At 35.2% G+C, this 19,718-nt stretch carries 16 protein-coding genes; 9 read left to right on the top strand and 7 right to left on the bottom strand.

What is annotated here, in order from left to right; genetic code table 11:
• The 4 genes from AC5YDH_RS10445 to pgaD form a co-directional block, all read left to right on the top strand.
• Positions 1-298: transposase (locus tag AC5YDH_RS10445; protein ID WP_279043810.1), on the top strand; the 298-nt coding region annotated here is incomplete at its 5' end.
• Positions 299-313: 15 nt separating this feature from the next.
• The gene (gene pgaB, locus AC5YDH_RS10450) at positions 314-2,170 is read left to right on the top strand and encodes a poly-beta-1,6-N-acetyl-D-glucosamine N-deacetylase PgaB (RefSeq protein WP_496119255.1); all 1,857 of its coding nucleotides are present in this window, start codon (positions 314-316) and stop codon (positions 2,168-2,170) included.
• The gene (gene pgaC / locus AC5YDH_RS10455; protein WP_496119257.1) at positions 2,170-3,423 is read left to right on the top strand and encodes a poly-beta-1,6-N-acetyl-D-glucosamine synthase; all 1,254 of its coding nucleotides are present in this window, start codon (positions 2,170-2,172) and stop codon (positions 3,421-3,423) included. The genes pgaB (AC5YDH_RS10450) and pgaC overlap by 1 nt, the downstream gene beginning before the upstream one ends.
• Positions 3,413-3,919, top strand: coding sequence for a poly-beta-1,6-N-acetyl-D-glucosamine biosynthesis protein PgaD (pgaD, locus tag AC5YDH_RS10460; RefSeq protein ID WP_496119258.1), 507 nt, complete (start codon positions 3,413-3,415; stop codon positions 3,917-3,919). Before pgaC ends, pgaD begins: the two co-directional genes overlap by 11 nt.
• Here the strand turns inward: pgaD and pgaB (AC5YDH_RS10465) are convergent.
• From pgaB (AC5YDH_RS10465) to AC5YDH_RS10480, 4 genes are all read right to left on the bottom strand, one after another.
• Positions 3,888-5,039: a poly-beta-1,6-N-acetyl-D-glucosamine N-deacetylase PgaB gene (pgaB, locus tag AC5YDH_RS10465; protein ID WP_496119260.1), complete on the bottom strand. Its 1,152-nt coding sequence runs from the start codon at positions 5,037-5,039 to the stop codon at positions 3,888-3,890. The two genes, pgaD and pgaB (AC5YDH_RS10465), sit on opposite strands and share 32 nt — an antisense overlap.
• 379 nt (positions 5,040-5,418) lie before the next feature.
• Positions 5,419-6,651 (bottom strand): ArsB/NhaD family transporter, encoded by a 1,233-nt coding sequence (locus tag AC5YDH_RS10470; protein WP_496119262.1) that lies wholly within the window; start codon positions 6,649-6,651, stop codon positions 5,419-5,421.
• Positions 6,652-6,807: 156 nt separating this feature from the next.
• The gene (locus tag AC5YDH_RS10475; protein ID WP_496119264.1) at positions 6,808-7,686 is read right to left on the bottom strand and encodes a polyphosphate kinase 2 family protein; all 879 of its coding nucleotides are present in this window, start codon (positions 7,684-7,686) and stop codon (positions 6,808-6,810) included.
• Positions 7,687-7,770: 84 nt separating this feature from the next.
• The gene (locus AC5YDH_RS10480; RefSeq protein ID WP_496119266.1) at positions 7,771-10,317 is read right to left on the bottom strand and encodes a plasma-membrane proton-efflux P-type ATPase; all 2,547 of its coding nucleotides are present in this window, start codon (positions 10,315-10,317) and stop codon (positions 7,771-7,773) included.
• Positions 10,318-11,029: 712 nt separating this feature from the next.
• Here AC5YDH_RS10480 and AC5YDH_RS10485 point away from each other — a divergent pair.
• The 4 genes from AC5YDH_RS10485 (at position 11,030) to AC5YDH_RS10500 (ending at position 16,766) form a co-directional block, all read left to right on the top strand.
• Positions 11,030-11,257 carry a hypothetical protein gene (locus AC5YDH_RS10485; protein WP_496119268.1) on the top strand — a complete coding sequence of 76 codons (228 nt, stop codon included), beginning with the start codon at positions 11,030-11,032 and terminating at the stop codon, positions 11,255-11,257.
• A gap of 523 nt (positions 11,258-11,780) precedes the next feature.
• The gene (locus tag AC5YDH_RS10490) at positions 11,781-13,079 is read left to right on the top strand and encodes an alpha/beta hydrolase family protein (protein ID WP_496119270.1); all 1,299 of its coding nucleotides are present in this window, start codon (positions 11,781-11,783) and stop codon (positions 13,077-13,079) included.
• A 411-nt stretch (positions 13,080-13,490) separates the two neighbouring features.
• Positions 13,491-15,692, top strand: coding sequence for an OsmC domain/YcaO domain-containing protein (locus AC5YDH_RS10495; RefSeq protein WP_496119271.1), 2,202 nt, complete (start codon positions 13,491-13,493; stop codon positions 15,690-15,692).
• A 153-nt stretch (positions 15,693-15,845) separates the two neighbouring features.
• On the top strand, positions 15,846-16,766 hold the full coding sequence (locus AC5YDH_RS10500) for a LysR family transcriptional regulator (RefSeq protein WP_496119273.1): 921 nt from the start codon (positions 15,846-15,848) through the stop codon (positions 16,764-16,766).
• Positions 16,767-16,819: 53 nt separating this feature from the next.
• Here AC5YDH_RS10500 and AC5YDH_RS10505 read toward each other — a convergent pair whose 3' ends face one another.
• Positions 16,820-17,275, bottom strand: coding sequence for a DUF441 domain-containing protein (locus AC5YDH_RS10505; RefSeq protein WP_496119275.1), 456 nt, complete (start codon positions 17,273-17,275; stop codon positions 16,820-16,822).
• A gap of 145 nt (positions 17,276-17,420) precedes the next feature.
• On the opposite strand from AC5YDH_RS10505, the gene AC5YDH_RS10510 reads away from it, so the two are divergent.
• Positions 17,421-18,128 carry a pseudouridine synthase gene (locus tag AC5YDH_RS10510; protein ID WP_496119277.1) on the top strand — a complete coding sequence of 236 codons (708 nt, stop codon included), beginning with the start codon at positions 17,421-17,423 and terminating at the stop codon, positions 18,126-18,128.
• A gap of 157 nt (positions 18,129-18,285) precedes the next feature.
• On the opposite strand, the gene AC5YDH_RS10515 is transcribed toward AC5YDH_RS10510, so the two are convergent.
• Together AC5YDH_RS10515 and AC5YDH_RS10520 are read right to left on the bottom strand one after the other, a co-directional pair.
• Positions 18,286-18,624 carry a type II toxin-antitoxin system RelB/DinJ family antitoxin gene (locus AC5YDH_RS10515; RefSeq protein ID WP_496119279.1) on the bottom strand — a complete coding sequence of 113 codons (339 nt, stop codon included), beginning with the start codon at positions 18,622-18,624 and terminating at the stop codon, positions 18,286-18,288.
• A gap of 112 nt (positions 18,625-18,736) precedes the next feature.
• On the bottom strand, positions 18,737-19,645 hold the full coding sequence (locus tag AC5YDH_RS10520; RefSeq protein ID WP_496119281.1) for a pseudouridine synthase: 909 nt from the start codon (positions 19,643-19,645) through the stop codon (positions 18,737-18,739).
• Positions 19,646-19,718: the final 73 nt, after the last annotated feature.

Here is a 19,718-nt window from a genome sequence, read left to right on the forward strand (position 1 = left end):
GCATGCGGTGATTCCACCTAGAAAAAATGCGAAACCATGGAAAGATACAAAGAGTAGCTCGCTAGAGCGAAATGAATTACTTCGAACAATTAAACGTTTAGGCAGGACACTATGGAAAAAATGGTCAGGCTATCATCGGCGAAGTTTGGTTGAAACTAAGATGCATTGCATCAAATTATTAGGAGATAAACTCAGTGCAAGGAGTTTTGATAGCCAAGTGAATGAGATCCATGCACGTGTAGCAGTCCTTAACAGATTTACGGAATTAGGTCGACCACTTACCCAAGTTACGCCTTAAATTTGGCTCAATTAGGTGCGCTTTGCATTTCAAATCTTTGTGCAACAAAGCCGTTACAGCCTAAAACCCTTACTTTTGGTGGCGACTTTGGCTTTGCCAGTATTAAGTTCTGCCGAAGTCAAAATTGAAAAAACGGTGATTAATTTACAAGAAAATCAGTTCGTGACACTTACATTTCATGACGTTCGTGATGATGTGGATGGCATAGTTGATCGAGATATGTATGCTATTAGCACCAAAAAATTAGCACAATATTTTGCATGGATTAAAGCCGAAGGGTGGCAGCCTATTCGTTTAGAAGATGTTTTGGCAGCACGTCAAAATAAACAACCGTTACCTCAAAAAGCAGTTTTATTGACTTTTGATGATGGTGCACTTAGTAGCTACAAAAAAGTATTTCCTTTACTTAAACAGTATGATATTCCCGCTGTATTTGCCATTCCTACCAGTTGGATTAATGGTAATACCCAAGCCGCTTATGAGGCTTATGGGGAGGGTAATTTAATGAATTGGGATCAGATGCGTGAGATGCAGAAGTCCAATTTAGTTGAATTTGTTTCCCATTCGGATAATTTACATCGCGGAATTCAAGCGAATCCTCAGAAAAATATGGAACCCGCTGCAATTGTTCGAGAGTATCTACCACAGCAAGAACGCTATGAAACAGATGCTGAATATGAAAGACGCATAGTTGACGATTTAAAAACATCAAAACGAATTTTGGATCAAGAGTTAGGCATTCATACCAAAGCTATTTTTTGGCCTTATGGTGCAGTGACTCAGGAAGCCGAAGAATTAGCACGTCGAGCAGGCTTAGTGATGTCTTTTAGTTTAGGGCACGTTGCGAGCTTAGCAGATCGGGTACAAACCTATCAGCGTGCATTAATTGTGAATAATCCAAATGCTGAACAAATTCATCAGCTCATGGATAATTTTGTAGAAGATGAAAGCGCACCGTTTAAACAACGCAAAAGTTTTTTACGTATAAATCCAAATGATTTACAGGCATCTTCTATGGAAGAGTCTGATAAAAAATTGGGGCAAATGTTAAATCAAATTCAGGCTTTAAAGACTAATACTTTGTTAATTCCTGTTGTCGCAGACAGCGATGGCGATGGTCTATATGATTTGGCATATTTTCCAAATACTCAAATAAAACTGCAGCACGATATTGTTAATAGAGTTGTGTGGCAGGGGCGTACACGTATTAATAACCGTGTGTATGCGGAGCTTCCAATTAACCTTGAATTAAAACAAGGGGTTTCGTTAGTAAAACTCAGCACTGACTTGTTAAAGAATAACAGTTCACTTGAAGGAATAATGTTTGATACGGAAGATGTGTTGACCTGTGCATTGGAAAATGCAACGTGGTCAATACCTTGCGAACAAAAAGTTCAACAAGTTTTAGATATTAAGAAGCAGAGTGAAAAACCAGCAAAATATCATGCCAATGTGAGTAATAGAACTCAGACATCTCTTAAATTTGAGCTAAAAACAGATCGGTTAAATGGTTTTAAACCACTTGTTGAGCGAGGCTTAAAAAACTCTGATTTTATTTATTTAAGTGTTGATCCGATTCTTTATCCATCATCGGTTGATGCACTGTTAAAGCAATTAAAACAGTTAAGCCCATTACAAGTTCAGCGACTCATTGTAAGTTTAGATGTTCAGCCTGATATGACAGAGCAGCAGTGGCAAAAGTATCAACAGATTTATCAAAGTTTGCGCAAAGCATCGGTTCAAAAAATTGGAGTGAATAATTATGCCGTTGGACAAGGGGATAAAATTCAACATTATTTTTATCAAAATTTGAGCCTAAATGATAGTCCATTGACCTATCGAAATCCTTATGACCTTGGGGGGAGCAAATAATGCAGTTCAGTGATATTTTCTTTGGTTTTGCATTTTTATATCCTCTTTTTATGGCTTGGGTTTGGATTGCAGGTGGTATTTGGTTTTATTTAAAACGTGAGTTAAAGCAGCCACCTTTGCCTGAACCAAGTACAGAAGGGTGCAGTATTGTTGTGCCGTGTTTCAATGAAGAAGCACAGGTTCATGAAACCATTCGTTATGCGATGCAAAGTCAGTACCCTGAATTTGAAGTCATTGCTGTTAATGACAGAAGTAAAGATAAAACAGGTGAAATTTTAGACCAACTTGCATTGCAATATCCAAAACTTCGGGTTGTGCACTTAGCCGAAAATCAGGGTAAGGCTTATGCTTTACGTGCAGGTTCAATGGTAAGTCGTTATGAATTTTTAGTTTGTATTGATGGTGATGCATTGTTACATCCACATGCTGTACTTTGGATGATGAATCAATTAACGCGCTTCCCACGTGTTGGAGCGGTTACAGGAAATCCAAGAATTATCAACCGTTCTAGCATTCTTGGTAAAATTCAGGTCGGTGAGTTTTCTTCCATTATCGGTTTAATTAAACGAGCACAACGAACCTATGGTCGTATTTATACAGTGTCAGGTGTAATTGTTGGATTTCGTAAAGTTGCATTAGATCGAATTGGCTATTGGCGTGATGACATGATTACAGAAGATATTGATGTTTCGTGGCGCTTGCAATTTGATCACTGGGATCTTCAATATGTACCTCAAGCACTTTGCTATATTTATATGCCTGAAACATTAAATGGGTTATGGAAACAGCGGTTACGTTGGGCGCAAGGTGGTATTGAAGTTTTATTTGCATACATTCCTAAAATTTTTAAATGGCATTTACGCCGTATGTGGTTAGTTGTTTTTGAGTCTGTAATTAGTGTTGTTTGGGCTTATGTCATGTTTGGCATATTCATTCTATATTTTTACGGACTATTTTTCTCATTACCAGGTGAGTGGGCAATTCAGAGTTTAATGCCACAGTGGTATGGTGCAATTTTGGGCGGTACTTGTCTTGTACAATTTTTTGTAAGTTTAATGATTGATCGTCGTTATGACGGCTCACGTATGGTACGTAACTATTTTTGGGTAATTTGGTATCCATTATTTTTCTGGATATTAACAATGCTCACGACGGTTTTTGCGGTACCAAAAACATTAATGAAAACGCAAAAGCGTGCACGTTGGGTTAGCCCAGATCGTGGTTTTAGAGCGGCGATTGAAAATGACGAATAATCAAAAAAATCAACTGATTACCGATATTTCAAAGCTTGAACTTCCTCAGTATATTGATAAACCTGAATACGTTAGAAATAAAAGCGTAGGTTATGGTTTATTGTTTGCAGGTTGGATATTGTGGATATGGCTTTTTTTACCAGTATTAACACTTATATTTTGGTGGTTTGAAGGCAGTGTTATTTATGAGCAGTTGATTGTAGTCGAACAGCAATCATCGAAAGGACTAAGCTTGTTGAATATGGCATTAATTATTTGCTTATTGGTATTATCTTTATGGCTTTGGGCAAGTTATAACTGGGCGCGCTTTCGTGGTTTAGACCGCCGTAAAAGCCTAGCATCATTGAGTGATGAGCAGCTTGCGATGAGCTTTAAGTTATCGATAAGTGATATTGAAGCACTACATCAATCTAATAATATTACCTTACATTATCAAGATGATGGGTTACTTAAACAGTATGATATCAATGATGATAGGGTGAAAAAGCAGGCTTAAGTTTTTTAATATCAGGATGTTGTTGAATAAAGTCATCTGGATAATAGCCAATATGTTTAACGCCGTATTGTTTTAAAAGACTCACTGTATTTGCCAATTCTTCTGTTGGAATAGGTGTTTGATTTAACCAATTGGTTGTTTGTAATTCAAAAATAGTACGACTCAAATCTGGGTCGTATTTTTTTGCTTGTTGAATTAAATCTAAATAAAATTTGCGATGATCTTGTGCCTTTTCCATGTAAGGCATAGCCATAATTGCATTGTAATCATAGTATTTATATGTACTTTTCATAGACTGACTAAACCATTTTTCACTTTTTGCATTGAGCACTACAGGCGCATACATATTACGTGCGATAAATAATTCAGGTTTTGTTTGGTGCATGATTTCACTAATGTGATTTGCAAATTGATCTAAATAGGCTGTTTTAGCTTGAGCAAATGCCATTTGATTTGGATGTGATGGATTATTCAATAAATCGGTACTATTAAAGCCCCATTTTTTATACATTATAAGTGCCGTTTCAGAGGAGTCCTCATAATCGCTTAATGTAATATCATCATGATAGAGCACACCATCGACGGAACTATTTTGAATAAAATCGGTAAATATTTCCGCAATAATACGTTGGTTTTTTTCAGAAAAAGGTGAAAGTCGAATATAGCCCTCTTTTTTACCCTGACTATGTTCTACATATTGCACTTGCTCAGAATTTGGGAGTTTCCATGCGAGTAAAGGCATCCAAGCATAAATATGACGCACGGTGCTTTGTTTTCTAATTTGTTGCACAACGGGTTCAAATAAGTTCTCAAGAACAGGAATATGTCTGTTATTAAAATAGACTAAATCTGCCGAGCCATTTGCATCGGGGTCTGCAAAAGCTTGAAGAAAAATTGTATTGGGCTGTAACTGTTGTATGCGTTGTATAAGTGCGGAAATATTACGTTTTTGTTGTACTTTATCTGAATCATACAAATAATCTAGATCAATATGCATAATGCGCATTTTTTTAATTTTTTCTTGGTTTTTTTTAGCTGTATCAGATTTTTCAATTTGTGAAGTAAGTGCAGAGTTATAATTAAAAGAATAAGGTGGGAAGCTATCTTGAGCAGTCGTCAATGTGCTTAATTGAAAAATGAATAGTCCGTAGAAAAATGAACTGTAATATTTTCTTTTAAGATGTTTTTTTTGAAAATAGTTTAAGCTAAATTTATATTTTAAAATCATGGCTTAGCTAATCTAAAAGTATAGAAATACTATAGTAATGGAATCATTATAAAATTTGTAGGCACATTTTTGTATTAGAGTTTCTTGATCTTTTTACTTTTTTTGAGCCAAATGAAAAGATTTTCTCAGTTAATTAAGCTTGTGTCATCTACTGCTCATTTAGGGTTAAAACTGGTTGTACGATAGGTTTTAGGGGTAGGCTTCTTCATTTCTAAACTGTATTCTTGAAGAAGCCTTTACAGGTAAATTTACGCAACAAAGTGCTTAAAATTTAAAGCCAATAAATCCAAAATGCAGAAAGAATTAAGCAGACCATAGCAACTGGAAAACCTGCTTTTGCATAATCCATAAACGAAATTTGAACACCGCAGGCTTTAGACTGTTCTACAACCACAATTCCTGCCAAACTACCAAAAATAACCATATTACTTGAGAAGCCAGTTCCTAGAGCTAGTGCTGCACATAAAACATCACTATGTAAGCCCGCCTCTAAATAAGGTACTAATAGCATTACTGTAGGATTATTTCCGACGATATTACTGAGTAATGCGCTAGTGAAAAATAGAGATAATGGATCATTGAGATTAACTCCCAATGTATTTAGTTCTCCGAGTAGTGTTTGAGGTAGACCAGTTGTCGCCATAGCTGCATTGACAATGAATAAGCCAATAATGAGTAGTAATAAATTACCATCAACTTCTTTTAGAACATCACCAGAAGCAACTTTTCGATTGAGTAATAAAATCCCTGCTGCTGTAAGTGCAACGATCTCTTGAGGCCAAATATCTATAATAAATAAGACAACAATAGCAATGGTCACTACCAGCGCTTTAATAGTTTCAAGGATATCGAGTTGAGGATGTTTAGTTGCTTGAGTATTTGTTGTTACTTTTGTTGCTGTTATTGTCCACTTGCCTTTGAATAAATATGCCAAAATTCCCCAAACAATAGGCAGTGAAATGAGAGCAGGTAGCCCAGCAACTTTAAGTAACTCAATAAATGAAACATCAAGCGCTTGTGCAGCAATCATGTTTTGAGGGCTACCGATGAGCGTACCAACAGAACCGGTATTGGCAGCAAAACAGAAACCCAATAAAAACGGAATTGGATTTAATCCACGTGCTAATGTAATTGAAACTAATAATGGTGTCATAGCAACAACAACAACATCATTGGTTAAGATTGAAGATAATATGCCGCTAACAACAATAAAAACGGCAAGTAACTTAGGTGGGCTAATGTTTAAAGTTGCTACTTTATTTGCTGCCCAAGCATAAAATCCAGATACAGCGAAAGCACCTGATACAACCATAAGTCCAAAGAGTAGCCAAATTGTTTTGTAATCAATAGCATTCCAAGCATTTTGTGGGGAGATACTCCCAATAGCAAGCATTGCTAGAGCACCTACAAGTGCTGCACCTGTTCGATCTACTTTCAGCCATGGCAGTTTACCCAACCCCATTGCAAGGTAAACTAATAAAAATATGAAAAGCGTAATCTGCATTTACATTACCTTTGGATAAAGTAGGAGCAGTATTTCAAAAATGAACTAAACAAATACTTGTATGCTCAATGTACCCCAAGAAGACTTATTTAGTATAAAAGTATGTGTAAGGTTTTTTGAAACACCACTCCAATGATTTGTTGCGATATTCTTAAACTATTTTTTTGAAGCTTTCTTCACTTTTTTACGAACAACGGGTTGTTGCTCAACATCGGCGATTTGATGATATTCGCTACGGATTTTTTCTAAATCCACTTCAGGTTCAGGAAGTTTAAGTTTTAGACCTTCTAGTGTTTTAAGAATAATCTCTGAAATAGCAAAATTTCTGAACCATTTATGATTGGATGGAATAACAAACCAAGGCGCTTTTTCAGTAGAACATTTATTCAGCATATCTTCGTAAGCTGATATGTATTGATCCCAATATTGGCGCTCAGTATAGTCCGATTCACTAATTTTCCATTGACGTGCAGGATCATCTAGACGCTGTTTAAAGCGCTCCAATTGCTCTTCTGGGCTAATGTATAAGAAAAATTTTAGGATAGTAACCTGACTATTTTCTAATAACTCTTCAAAGTGGTTAATATGTTCATAGCGCTGAGACCACACTTTCTTCGGCACAATATTGTGTACACGTTGAATCAGCACATCTTCATAGTGTGAACGGTTAAAAATAGCAACTTCGCCTAAAGCAGGGGTGTGTGGGTGAATGCGCCATAAAAAATCATGTAATTTTTCTTCTGATGTAGGTTGTTTAAAGCCATGTACGGAAGTTCCTTGGGCATTCATAGCATCCATAACATGCCAGCATGTACCATCTTTCCCTGCAGCATCTATCCCTTGTAACACAATTAGTAAAGCATGTTTTTTTTCACCATATAATTTACGTTGTAATTCTCCAATTTTTTGAACATGTTTTTCGAGTGTTGCTTTCGCATGTTCTTCATTTTCATATTGACCATGATATGAAGGATCAATTTTTTTAAGGCTGATTTTACTATTCGGTTTAACAATTAGTTCGTTATATAAGCTCATGTTTTTTGTTCTCTACAGTATGTTATCAATTTAAATTCAATAAAAAAGGCTGAAACCAATGAAATATTGATTTCAGCCTTTTTGTTAATGGTGACGATCCATAAAACGGTAATATGCAATTTTGGCTAAATTCGCGATAATGAGCCAAATTAATACATAAATCCAAACGACAGCAATCATTTCAAGTGGCAAGGCTGGGACAAAAATACCAAATGCACAGATTAAAATGGCAACGACTTGCGTTAAGAAAATAGCGCATAATAATTTTTGATGTGGGAAAGGTCTTGCAAATAAAGAGCCTTTATTACGGACAACAAAAATGAGTAATTGACCACCCGCTGCAAGTTGTAAAAAGACCATTGTTTGTAGATGATCAATAGTCATTGGTAAGTCAGACATAAGTGCAGGATTATTCATCCAATACTGGCAAAGTAAAACCATACCAAAACTTTGTGCAAGAGCAATAATGCCCATTACTGAAGAGAAGGAAATAATACGATGCATGTTCCAACGAACAGGCTGCTTACTTACACTGACGTTGTCATAAGCAATAGTCATAATTGGAATGTCATCTAATAATGCCAACACGACAATCATAATGGCTGTTAATGGTTTTAAATCAAAAACAATATAAGATAAGACCACAACACACATAATCGCAATGGTCATTGCGATTCGGTAATACACATAAGATGTGATACGTTCAAATATTTTACGTGATTCTGTAATGGCACTAATAATAGTAGAAAGCCCTGGTGCTGTAAGAACAATTGCTGCAGCTGAACGAGCAGCATCTGTTGCACCGCTGACAGCTACACCACAGTCTGCTTGTTTAAGTGCAGGAGCATCATTCACGCCATCACCAGTCATTGCCACGATATGACCTTGCTGTTGTAATGCTTTAACAATTTCATATTTATGTTCTGGGAATACACGACCAAAGCCATCTGCATTTTCCACAGCACGTGCAGTATCAATTTGAATATGATTAGGATCTTTATCTTTTTTAAATACATCACTTGCATTTAAAAGGTGTTGTCCAAGTCCTAATTGGCGTGAAATTTCTGAACCAATTGCGACATCATCACCCGTCACCATTTTGACTGATAAGCCTAATTCTTTTGCTCGTGCAATTGTTTCTTTTGCATCTGGGCGAGGTGGATCAAGTAATGCCAAGATCCCCAATAAAGTCCATGTTTTACCTTCATCATCCGAGCGAGCAACACCTAAAGCACGTGTACCATGTGCGGCAAGTTGGCTAACTTGGTCATAATACTGTTTTGAATTAGGTGCATCATTTGCTTGATCACCAAGACCACATATTTGTCCAATTGCCTGAGGAGCACCTTTGGAAAACTGTATTATTTTTCCATGAATATCTTTAACAATACCAATGGTTTTTTTATTCACAGGGTCAAAAGGAACAAAGTCAACATTGCTGTATTGTTCAAGTTGTTTAGGATCGGTTTGTGCTTTGAGTACAGCTAGATCAAGAGCGTCTGTACTTTGTTTTTGGCAAGCTAAGCACGCGGCTGTAATAATGTCATCGTTAGGTGTTTGATTGAATGCAATCGGTTGTTGTAGTGTCAGTTGGTTGAGCGTTAATGTACCTGTTTTATCCGAGCAAAGAATATCAACACCAGCTAATTCTTCAATAGCAGATAATCGAGAGACAATTGCTTTTTGCTTGGATAAGGTAATAGCTCCAAGTGCTTTCGTCACAGACATAACCGCAGGCATAGCAACTGGTACAGAGGCAACTAAGAGTACTAAAACAAATTGTGCAATGCTTCCAGCTTCACTCCATTCCCAATGCCCAACCGTAATAATATCTCGATATACTTGTACACCAATTAAAATCACTGCGAGAGCAACGGCCAGAATAATAAGGAAATCACCAATTTTTAAGACAGCTTCTTCTGCATGTGATTTACTTCCTGCAGAGGCAACAAGGGTTGCTGTTTGTCCAAAGAAAGTTTTGTTCCCTGTTGCAGTAACTACACCTGTCATAGAGCCTTGGCGAGCAATAGAGCCAGAATATACAGTATCTCCAATGCTTCGAGAGACGGGAAGTGATTCACCAGTTAGGGCAGCTTGATCAACAGATAGGTATTTGCCTGATGTTAAGATTAAGTCGGCAGGTAAAATTTCTCCACCTGCAATAGTAACAATATCACCAGGAACCAATTGAGTTGCTTCGACTGCTTTCCATTGCCCATCTCTGAGTACGTGTGCTTTAGCAGCGAGACCTTGTTTTAAGGCAGCTAAAGCATTTGCTGCTTTATTATCTTGCCAGAAACCGACAATCGCGTTGTAGAGTAATAAAATACTAATCACGATAAAATCGGGCCAATCTTGGCGGAAAAATGAAATGATTGCTGCTGCTTCAATCATCCATGGAATAGGTCCCCAAAAATAACCTAATAACTTTTTCCATTTACTTTCTTCATGTGCTTCGATGGCATTGAGGCCATATTGCTTTAGCCGTTGTTGAGCCTCTTCTTCACTTAAACCTTGCTCGGATGTTTTTAGAGTGAGCAACTGTTGTTTAATTTCGTCATCATTTAATGTATGTAGCGTTTGTTGATTATTAGAGGTTACTTTATTGGGCTTACTTTCTATGGGCTGCATATTGTCATCCTCGTTATTTACAGCTGATATTCTGCTATTTAAATGATTCACGACCTATGATCAATGGAACTGTTAATAGGATGAATGATTTGATTTTTTTGATAAAGTATTGGTTATTAATAAAACATCAAGATCATTATTACAGCTATTAGATTGTTTGGATATACAAATAGTTATTATGTGAAAAATATTTTGTTTGAAATTTGCAACAGCCCTATAATTTTTAACTTGTTTATGTTTGAACCTATTTGAACTTAATTATCTTAATATTTTTTTATGTAGTACTTATACTTTGAAAATGCATTAATGGGGTATAAGTATTGCACTCATTTATGCTGTTAATGACTTTATTTTTAAAATTAAAATAAGAGGGCATTTGCTACTCAAATAAAACTAGGTTTAATATCAAAAAAAATTAATTTAAACGATTCTGAGTGCTCATTGCTTATCTAAACTGAAATCTGTTTTTCGTTAGTTTTAATGTTTACTTCAAACAAAATTTAAGATTATTTATTGAAGCTATCCTTTACTAGATCAGCATGGAATGCTTTGGTAATTCTATTTAGTTTACGATTACATGTGTTATAAGTTGGGATAATTGTGGTTGGTTAATCTTTACTAATTACCTAAATATCAATTATATAATAAATCTTTAATTTTTTTTGCTAAGCCTGTATGGTGTTTTATCAGAGAGATAATATAGAGGATAATGATGCATAATTTTTCTGTAAAAGACTTAGATAAGTTAATAGAAGCCAATTTTAAAGAAAATAAGGATTCTAGTAAGTTGTGGATAGGGTATAAGCTGTTTTTTGAGCTTATGAATGATTCAAAATTTTATACTGAAGTTACAGAGTCAGCGATTAGTTCTACCAAAAGAAAATATAAAGGTCTAAAGTTAAAAGTAACTACAGATGAATATCAACTTCACTTTGGATAATATTATTGTATTGTTTTTGTAAATACTCACAAAATCTTTTTATTGAGAAATATTAAAATGGTAAGTTAAGTTGGGAATAGTTTATGTTGATGTGTTAGAGCTTTAAAAAATACGATTCACAATATATGTTCCTTCTAGAAAATAAGTATTATTGAGCAAGTTGGGGATGTGAAACAAAGCTGAATAGAAGTCGAGAATATTTGGGTTTAATATGTTTTAGCTATCCCTATAAATGATTATAGGTGGCAAGTCTATTTAATTTTTTAAAATATTATTTTTAAAAATTATCAGCATCGAGCATACAAAATTAATCATTTAATTTATATTAATATTGATTTTGTTTTATTAAGAAAATATTGTTAATGGTGTTTGTATTGTCAAATTCCAATGCGTTCCTGAATTGTTTTTAACTTTATTTTTGCTTTATGATAAATAAAATATTTAAAACACTATTCATGTAAATAAGTATGCTGCTCTAATCAGCATAAAAAATTATATTTATCGTATATTTTAGAGGTGAGTTATGCTGAATTTTGATAAGAAAATTCTAAGTTTGTGTTGTGCTGTTGCTTTAGGTTTGGTTGGTTGTGCAACAAATCAACAACCTAAAGTAGATTCGCATGCAGTCGCGACTAATGTTGCTTTGTTAGATCGTCCTTATCAAGTTGAACAGTTATCAGAAGCAGGCTCAATTAAAGTACTTAATTACCACATGCCCAATGTAAATGGTAAAACAGTAGAAACCTCTGCTTTGGTTTTATTTCCGCAAACACCAAAGCCAAAAAACGGTTATAAAGTTGTTGTTTGGTTACATGGTACTTTAGGTGTATCAAACGATTGTGCACCAACAGAAAATAAATTAAATGCGCGTTTTAAAAATCCACTAGCAATAAGCTTACTTCAAGCGGGTTATGTAATTGTTGCACCAGACTATGAAGGTTTGGGTGGAGAAGGGATCCATCCATACTTGAATATGGATAGTGAGGCAAAATCGAGTATATATGCAGTAAAAGCTGCGCACCAAAAATATAAAAATTTGCTTAGTCCAGAATGGATGTCTGTAGGTCAGTCGCAAGGTGGACAAGCATCACTTGCAACAGCTGAGTATATTGCAAAGAATCCTGATCCAAATTACAAAGGCGCAGTAGCTGCAGCACCAGCTTCAAATTTAGATAAAATTATTTTTGAAATTGCACCTCAAGCATTGGCAGCTGCTGAGAAAAAGGAAAAATTGGCGGGCTTAAATGTTGATCAGCGTGAGCATGGGTCAATTCATGCTTTAGCGACATTATTATCTTATGCTTCATTTTATGGTATTGGAATTCAGGCACAACATTCTGATTTTGACTACTTAAATGTTTTTCCAGCGGATCGTGTTAAAAATATTGCTAAACTTTCAGCAGGTACAAATGGTCAAAATGGTTTATGTCTAGAAAGTAATAATGCGAATAAACCTGAAAAAGGAGTGCGTTATCATTTCATTCAAGATATAAAACATTTCTTAAAAGAAAATCCAACCAAGAGCATTACAGACTATCCGACTTTAAATAGCAAAGTATTTTATAGTAGCCCTGAGTTTGTTGAAGCTGTGAAAGGCAGTAATCCTGGTTCTGTTAAAATTGATGTGCCTTTGATGATTATTCAGGGAACGGAAGATATGGCAGTTCCGTACTATATGACTGAAAAAATTAAAAATGAGTATGTCGCTTTAGGTAGTGATGTGCAGTTTATTCCTGTAAAAGGTGCAAGCCATTCAGAAGCGATTGTGCAAGAAAATCAGCGTTTAGTTAACTTTATTCAAGCAAATATGCCTGCAAACTAGTACTGTAGGTATTTGGGATGTTATTTAAATATGCTGATTTAAATAACAAGGAAATATATTTTGCTCAAACGCTTGTGTGAGGTTTGAGCAATTTTTATTTCATCGACTAAAATGATACTTAGATACTCTATTTAAGGATAAAAATAATAAGCTCAACAATGCTTTTAGTATGATGAGCGTGATACATAGAATGAAGTATTTATATTTTTCGTGGCGATTATCATATCAGACAGCGGTTATATATCTTTCCAAATCCCTTTATAATACTCACCAATTTGATGAAAGCCATAAACTAAAAGTGGCTAAATCACATCTTTTTTAAGTCAAACTCATTTATTTGAATAGGCTTAAGTTACAAAATTTAAATTTTTATGTGTCTATGCAGGCATATAGAAATATTTAGGTGCATGCATGGAAATAAAGGTTAATTATCTCGACAATCTTCGACAAGAAGCAAAGTTCGATGATTTTACAGTAATCGCCGATCAACCAATCCGCTATAAAGGGGATGGTTCAGCACCAGGTCCATTCGATTATTTTCTTGCTTCATCTGCATTATGCGCAGCATATTTTGTAAAAGTGTATTGTGCTGCGCGCGATATTCCTACAGATAATATTCGTTTATCTCAAAATAATATTGTTGACCCTGAAAACCGCTATAAACAAATTTTCAAAATTCAGGTCGAATTACCTGCCGATATTTCAGAAAAAGATCGTCAAGGGATTTTACGTTCAATTGATCGTTGTACGGTTAAAAAAGTCATTCAAACAGGTCCCGAATTTGTTATTGAAGAAGTAGAAAGCATTGATGCAGATGCTCAAGCTTTGCTTATGCCAAGTCTAACTTCTGAAAATAGTACCTATATTTTAGGTAAAGATAAGCCATTAGAAGAAACCATTGCCAATATGTCTGCAATTTTGGCAGGTTTGGGTATGAAAATTGAAATCGCATCTTGGCGTAATATTGTGCCAAATGTGTGGTCGCTTCATATTCGAGATGCTCAGTCGCCAATGTGCTTTACCAATGGTAAAGGCTCAACCAAAGAAAGTGCTTTGGCATCTGCCTTAGGTGAGTTTATTGAACGCTTAAACTGTAACTTCTTTTATAACGATCAATTCTGGGGTGAGGAAATTGCCAATGCAGAATTTGTTCATTATCCAGATGAAAAATGGTTCCAACCAGGTCCAAATGGTGAATTACCAAAAGAAATTTTAGATGAATACACTTTAGAGATTTATAATCCTGAAGATGAACTATTAGGTACGCATTTATACGATACCAATTCAGGCAATACAGCACGTGGTATTTGCTCATTACCATTTGTACGTCAGTCAGATAATGAAACAGTTTATTTCCCATCAAACTTAATTGAAAACTTATACCTTTCAAATGGGATGAGCGCAGGAAATACACTTGAAGAAGCTCAAGTTCAATGTCTGTCTGAAATTTTTGAACGTGCTGTAAAACGTGAAATTTTAGAAGGCGAACTCACCCTTCCAGATGTTCCTGAAGACGTTTTAGCGAAATATCCTAGTATTGTGGAAGGTATTAAAGGCTTAGAAGAGCAAGGTTTTCCTGTATTGGTGAAAGATGCTTCTTTAGGTGGTCAGTTCCCTGTAATGTGCGTAACGCTCATGAATCCACGTACAGGAGGTGTATTTGCTTCATTTGGTGCACATCCTAAACTTGAAATTGCGTTAGAACGCAGTTTGACGGAATTGCTACAAGGTCGTAGTTTTGAAGGTTTAAATGATCTTCCAAAACCAACCTTTAGCTCAAATGCGGTAACGGAACCAAATAACTATGTAGAACACTTTATCGATTCTAGTGGTGTGGTGTCTTGGCATTTCTTCAGTGCAAAATCGGACTACGAATTTGTAGAATGGGATTTTTCAAGTGAAGGTGAAAATGCCAATAAAGAAGAAGCAGCTACATTATTCTCAATTCTTGAAGAAATGGGCAAAGAAACCTACATGGCGGTGTATCAGCATTTAGGTGCAACGGCTTGTCGTATTTTAGTACCCGATTATTCTGAAATTTATTTAGTAGAAGATTTAGTTTGGGATAATACCAACAAAGCGCTTTTATTCCGTGAAGATATTTTAAATATTCACCGTTTAGATGATGAGCAGTTAGAAGCTTTGGTTGAGCGTTTAGAAGAAGTTGAAGCAGATGATTATACCGACATTGTAACGCTCATTGGTATTGAGTTTGATGATAATACGGTATGGGGACAGCTCACAATTCTTGAGCTTAAATTGCTCATTTATATTGCATTGCAACAGTTTGAAGAAGCAAAAGAGTTGGTCGAAACTTTCCTTCAATACAATACAAATACAGTTGAACGTGGTTTGTTTTATCAGTGTATGAATGTTGTCTTAGAAGTGGAATTAGATGATGAATTAGACCTAAATGATTTTGAACCAAATTTCCGCCGTATGTTTGGTGATGAGCGTATGGATGCTGTGATTGGGTCAATGGAAGGAAGCATTCGTTTCTATGGTTTAACGGAAACTAATATGCAACTTGAAGGTTTAGAGCGTCATTTACGTTTAATTGATAGCTATAAGAAATTACATGCAGCACGTGCAAAATTTGTTGCTGTCTCTTAATTTTTAGATTGTAAGAGTCTAAATAAAAAAAGCTCCTAAATAGGGGCTTTTTTATTCCTTAAATGACATTATTTTTTAAATGAATTTAATTAATTAAAATTATGATAAGATGAGATAAATTCACATAAAGTGTAATATGGATAGGATCACTGAATGCTAGAAATTCGTCATTTAAAAACGCTAGCAGCATTACGAGAGCATGGTTCATTGGTTGCTGCTGCAAGTGACTTGTGTTTGACACCATCTGCAATCTCACATCAACTTAAAGAGTTAGATCAGTGGTATGGCGTAGAGGTTGTAAACAGACGTAGTCGTCCTGTGACGTTTTCAAATGTTGGGCAAAGGTTATTGAAATTGGCAGATGATATTCTGCCGCAAATTCAGCTCACACAATCTGATATTACTCGAATCGTTCATGGACAAACAGGACGCATTATTTTCTCATCTGAATGTCATAGTTGTTTCGATTGGTTAATGCCACTGTTAAATCAATATAGACAACAATATCCAGATGTAGATCTAGATTTTGCTTCAGGTTTTGAAGCCAATCCGCATGAATTATTACAAAATGCAGAGTTTGATTTGCTCATTACCGCAGATCCAATTGAACTGAAAGGTATTGAATATTTTCCTATTTTTGAATATGAATCTCGTTTAGTGCTTTCAAATACGCATCCTTTGGTTCGGGCAGAAAATATCACAGTGAAAGAATTGGCAGAAGAAACGCTCATTACTTATCCAGTAGATAAGCACCGTTTAGATATTATGGCAAAGCTGTTTCTTCCTGCGAATATTATGCCGAAAGCTATTCGTACTACAGATTTGACGCAAATGTTAATTCAACTTGTTGCAAGTGGGCGAGGTATTGCTGCATTACCCGATTGGGTGGTGAATGAGTATGAACAAAAAGGATGGGTGACTTCTAAGCGTTTAAACTGCGTATCTGAGATTGGTTTACGCCGTACTTTATATGCAGGATTTAGAACAGATGAAAAAGATAAGAGCTATTTTGAGGGTTTCTTAAAGCAACTTGAGAAGTTTTCACAAAAGCGCAATCACTATTACTCATCTTAAGGGTATTGAGGTTGCAGTAAATGCTATAAAAAGAAAATCATAAGGCAGATGTTTTATGATTTTCCAATTAAAAGCGAGAGAATGCCTGCTGCAATTAAAGGACCAACAGGTACGCCACGCAATAATGCGACACCTGCAATAGTACCAATAAGTAAGCCTGCAACAACATTGGGTTGATGTGTCATTAAGCTAACGCCACGTCCACCTAACCAAGCAACAAAAAGCCCAATTGCTACAGCAACTAAAGACTTCCAGCTCATAAAAGATTGTAAAATGGCTTCCCCTGAAATTTTGCCACTCGCAATGGGGGTTAAAACACCAATCGTTAAAATAATAATACCAATGTTTAAACCATGCGCTTGCAAATAAGGAAAGAATTCACTTAAAGGGGTAATTTTAAATACGATGAGAACCCCAGCTGCAATGGTTACAGCAGAGTTATGGCTGAAAATGCCACATGCTAATAATATAAGTAAAACAATTAAGTTTAGATCTAAATGAGACAGCATAAAAATAGTTTAGGCTTTAAGTTGAAATTGAATTGTAGCCGTTTTTAACTAAGGAAGTTGTATTGTTGTGGAAAGATAAGATTAAAAAATTATTTCGGTATAAAATGCTCAAAATTTTATGTTGATGTACGTTTAGGTGTTGATTATGTTTTTAGAGAAAATGCTGCAGTCACAGGGTTTTGGTGCACGAAAACATTGTCAGCAACTTATTAAAAATGGTGCTGTGTCAATAAACGGTGTTGTGGTTAATCATCCTAAAGAAAAATTAAAACTCGATAATTTAGAATTTGAAGTTTACCAACAGAAATATACTTACCGAGAGAAAGTGTATATTGCACTCAATAAGCCTAAAGGCTATGAATGTTCTCATCAGGCGACGCATCATTTTAGCGTGTTCGATTTATTTGATGATATTTTGTTAAATCGTGGTATTCAGTGCGTTGGTCGTTTAGATCAAGATACGACAGGTTTATTGCTATTAACTGATGATGGTCAATTTCTTCAAGCATTAACTCATCCTAAAAAGCATGTACCTAAAGTGTATAAAATGTTAACCGCAGATGAAATTACAAATGAGCAAATCCAACAATTAGAAGCAGGGGTAGAACTGCGTAATGAAACAGGTATTTTTGCAGCGACAGATGTTATGCGTTTAAGTTCAAATGAATTGCAAATGACAGTTCATCAAGGTGTTTACCATCAAGTGAAGCGCATGCTTGCTGCTGTGGGAAATAAAGTTGAAAGTTTACACAGACAGCAAATTGGGCAATTTGATTTGGGTGGTATTGCAGAAGGTGAATGGATTTATTTGACGGAAACACAAATTAAACTTGCTAAGCAAAGAGATGAATAATCTGTGGATTACGTTGTTATTTGAAACTAGATATGAAAATCTAATAATAGAAAATATGGAGGGTTCAGAATAGTTCTGAATTACTCCATGTATGAAATTTCTCGATAGATAACGTGCAATAAAAATAATATGAGAAAAATTGTAAAATAAGCCAGTATTACACTTTGTCAGAATCGCCTAATAAAGCATTCAGCTCTTCAAATAGATCACTGTCATCATCATCTAACATAAGTTCATGATTATTTGCAGATGTACCATTGGTAGCATCTTGTTCTGAAGTTTTTTGTTCTTGCTTTAATTTTCTCAACTTAATGAGTTGTTCAAGATTGATGTTCTGATTTTCAATAGAAAAGGGGATAGATTTAGTTAATACGACTTGTTTAAAAAACAAGCGTACCGCTTGAGCTGGCGTAATCCCTAGCTGCTTAAATACAGCAAATGCTTGCTTCTTTTCTTGGGAATCTAGGCGAATTTGATAAACTTCAGTTTTTCTCATGATTTTTTTAAACATTAAACTACTTAAATTTTATGCGTTTATTGTAAAGGAACTTAGTGTAATTTCAATAAATATACAGGATTTATTTTTATACACTGTAATGACAGTAAAATTACAATGTAAGCTCAAAGTGAGACTTAAAGTTCATTTGTGTGAATAATATAGGATCTATAAAGGATATTTCTTTAGCTAAAAGCTGTAGTGGTTGAGAAAAGTCTGCATCATCTTTATGTTTTAATGTGGGATAAAATGGGTCATTTTTAATTGCAATATCAAGTGAGTTTAAATGAACGCGTAGTTGATGCTGTTTACCTGTTTTGGGTTGTAATTGGTATTTTGCCCACTTGTTATTATGTTCTATAAGTTGAATATCAGTTTCGCTATTTGGAATGCCATCAACCGTCTTCATTGTATAAAATGGTTCGCCTTTTTCCATGCGCAATTGAATATTTAATGGAAAATTGAGTTCTTTGTTATAGGGTGCAATAGCATGATATGTTTTTTGGACATTACGCTCTGCAAACATTTGTTGATAGATCCCTCGGTTTTCAGCTTTTTTAGAAAATAAAACTACACCTGCTGTTTCTCGATCTAAACGATGAATAGGCGTTAAAAGTTCGTTATTTGTTTGTTTTTTTAAACGAACTAAAAGTGTTTCCTGAACATATTTTCCTGTAGGGCTCATGGTTAAAAAATGTGGTTTATCGACCACAAGTAAATGTTCATTTTCAAATAAAATTTGATGCTCAAAAGGCACATGAATTTCGTGCGTCAAAAAACGGTAATAAAACACATGAGATTCTGCAATATATGTTGAATCTATTGCGAGTTGATTACCTGAAGCATCGTAAACTAAACCATCTGTAAAGCGTTGTTGCCATTCAATAGATGAAATATGTTGGAATTCTTGGCATAAATATTGAAAAACACTGATCGGGCTAGGTTTAATTTTAGGTAAAAAAGCCTTGCTTGCGCTCACGCCATTGATCATGGGTGGTGAGAATTCGAGAGTTTTCATCATTTTGGCATTAAACTATTTGGGTTTGGTTAAAATATAATGTATTAAAATTATACATTTCGCTTCGTTTACATAG

It is taken from the genome of Acinetobacter sp. FY683 (assembly GCF_059515885.1).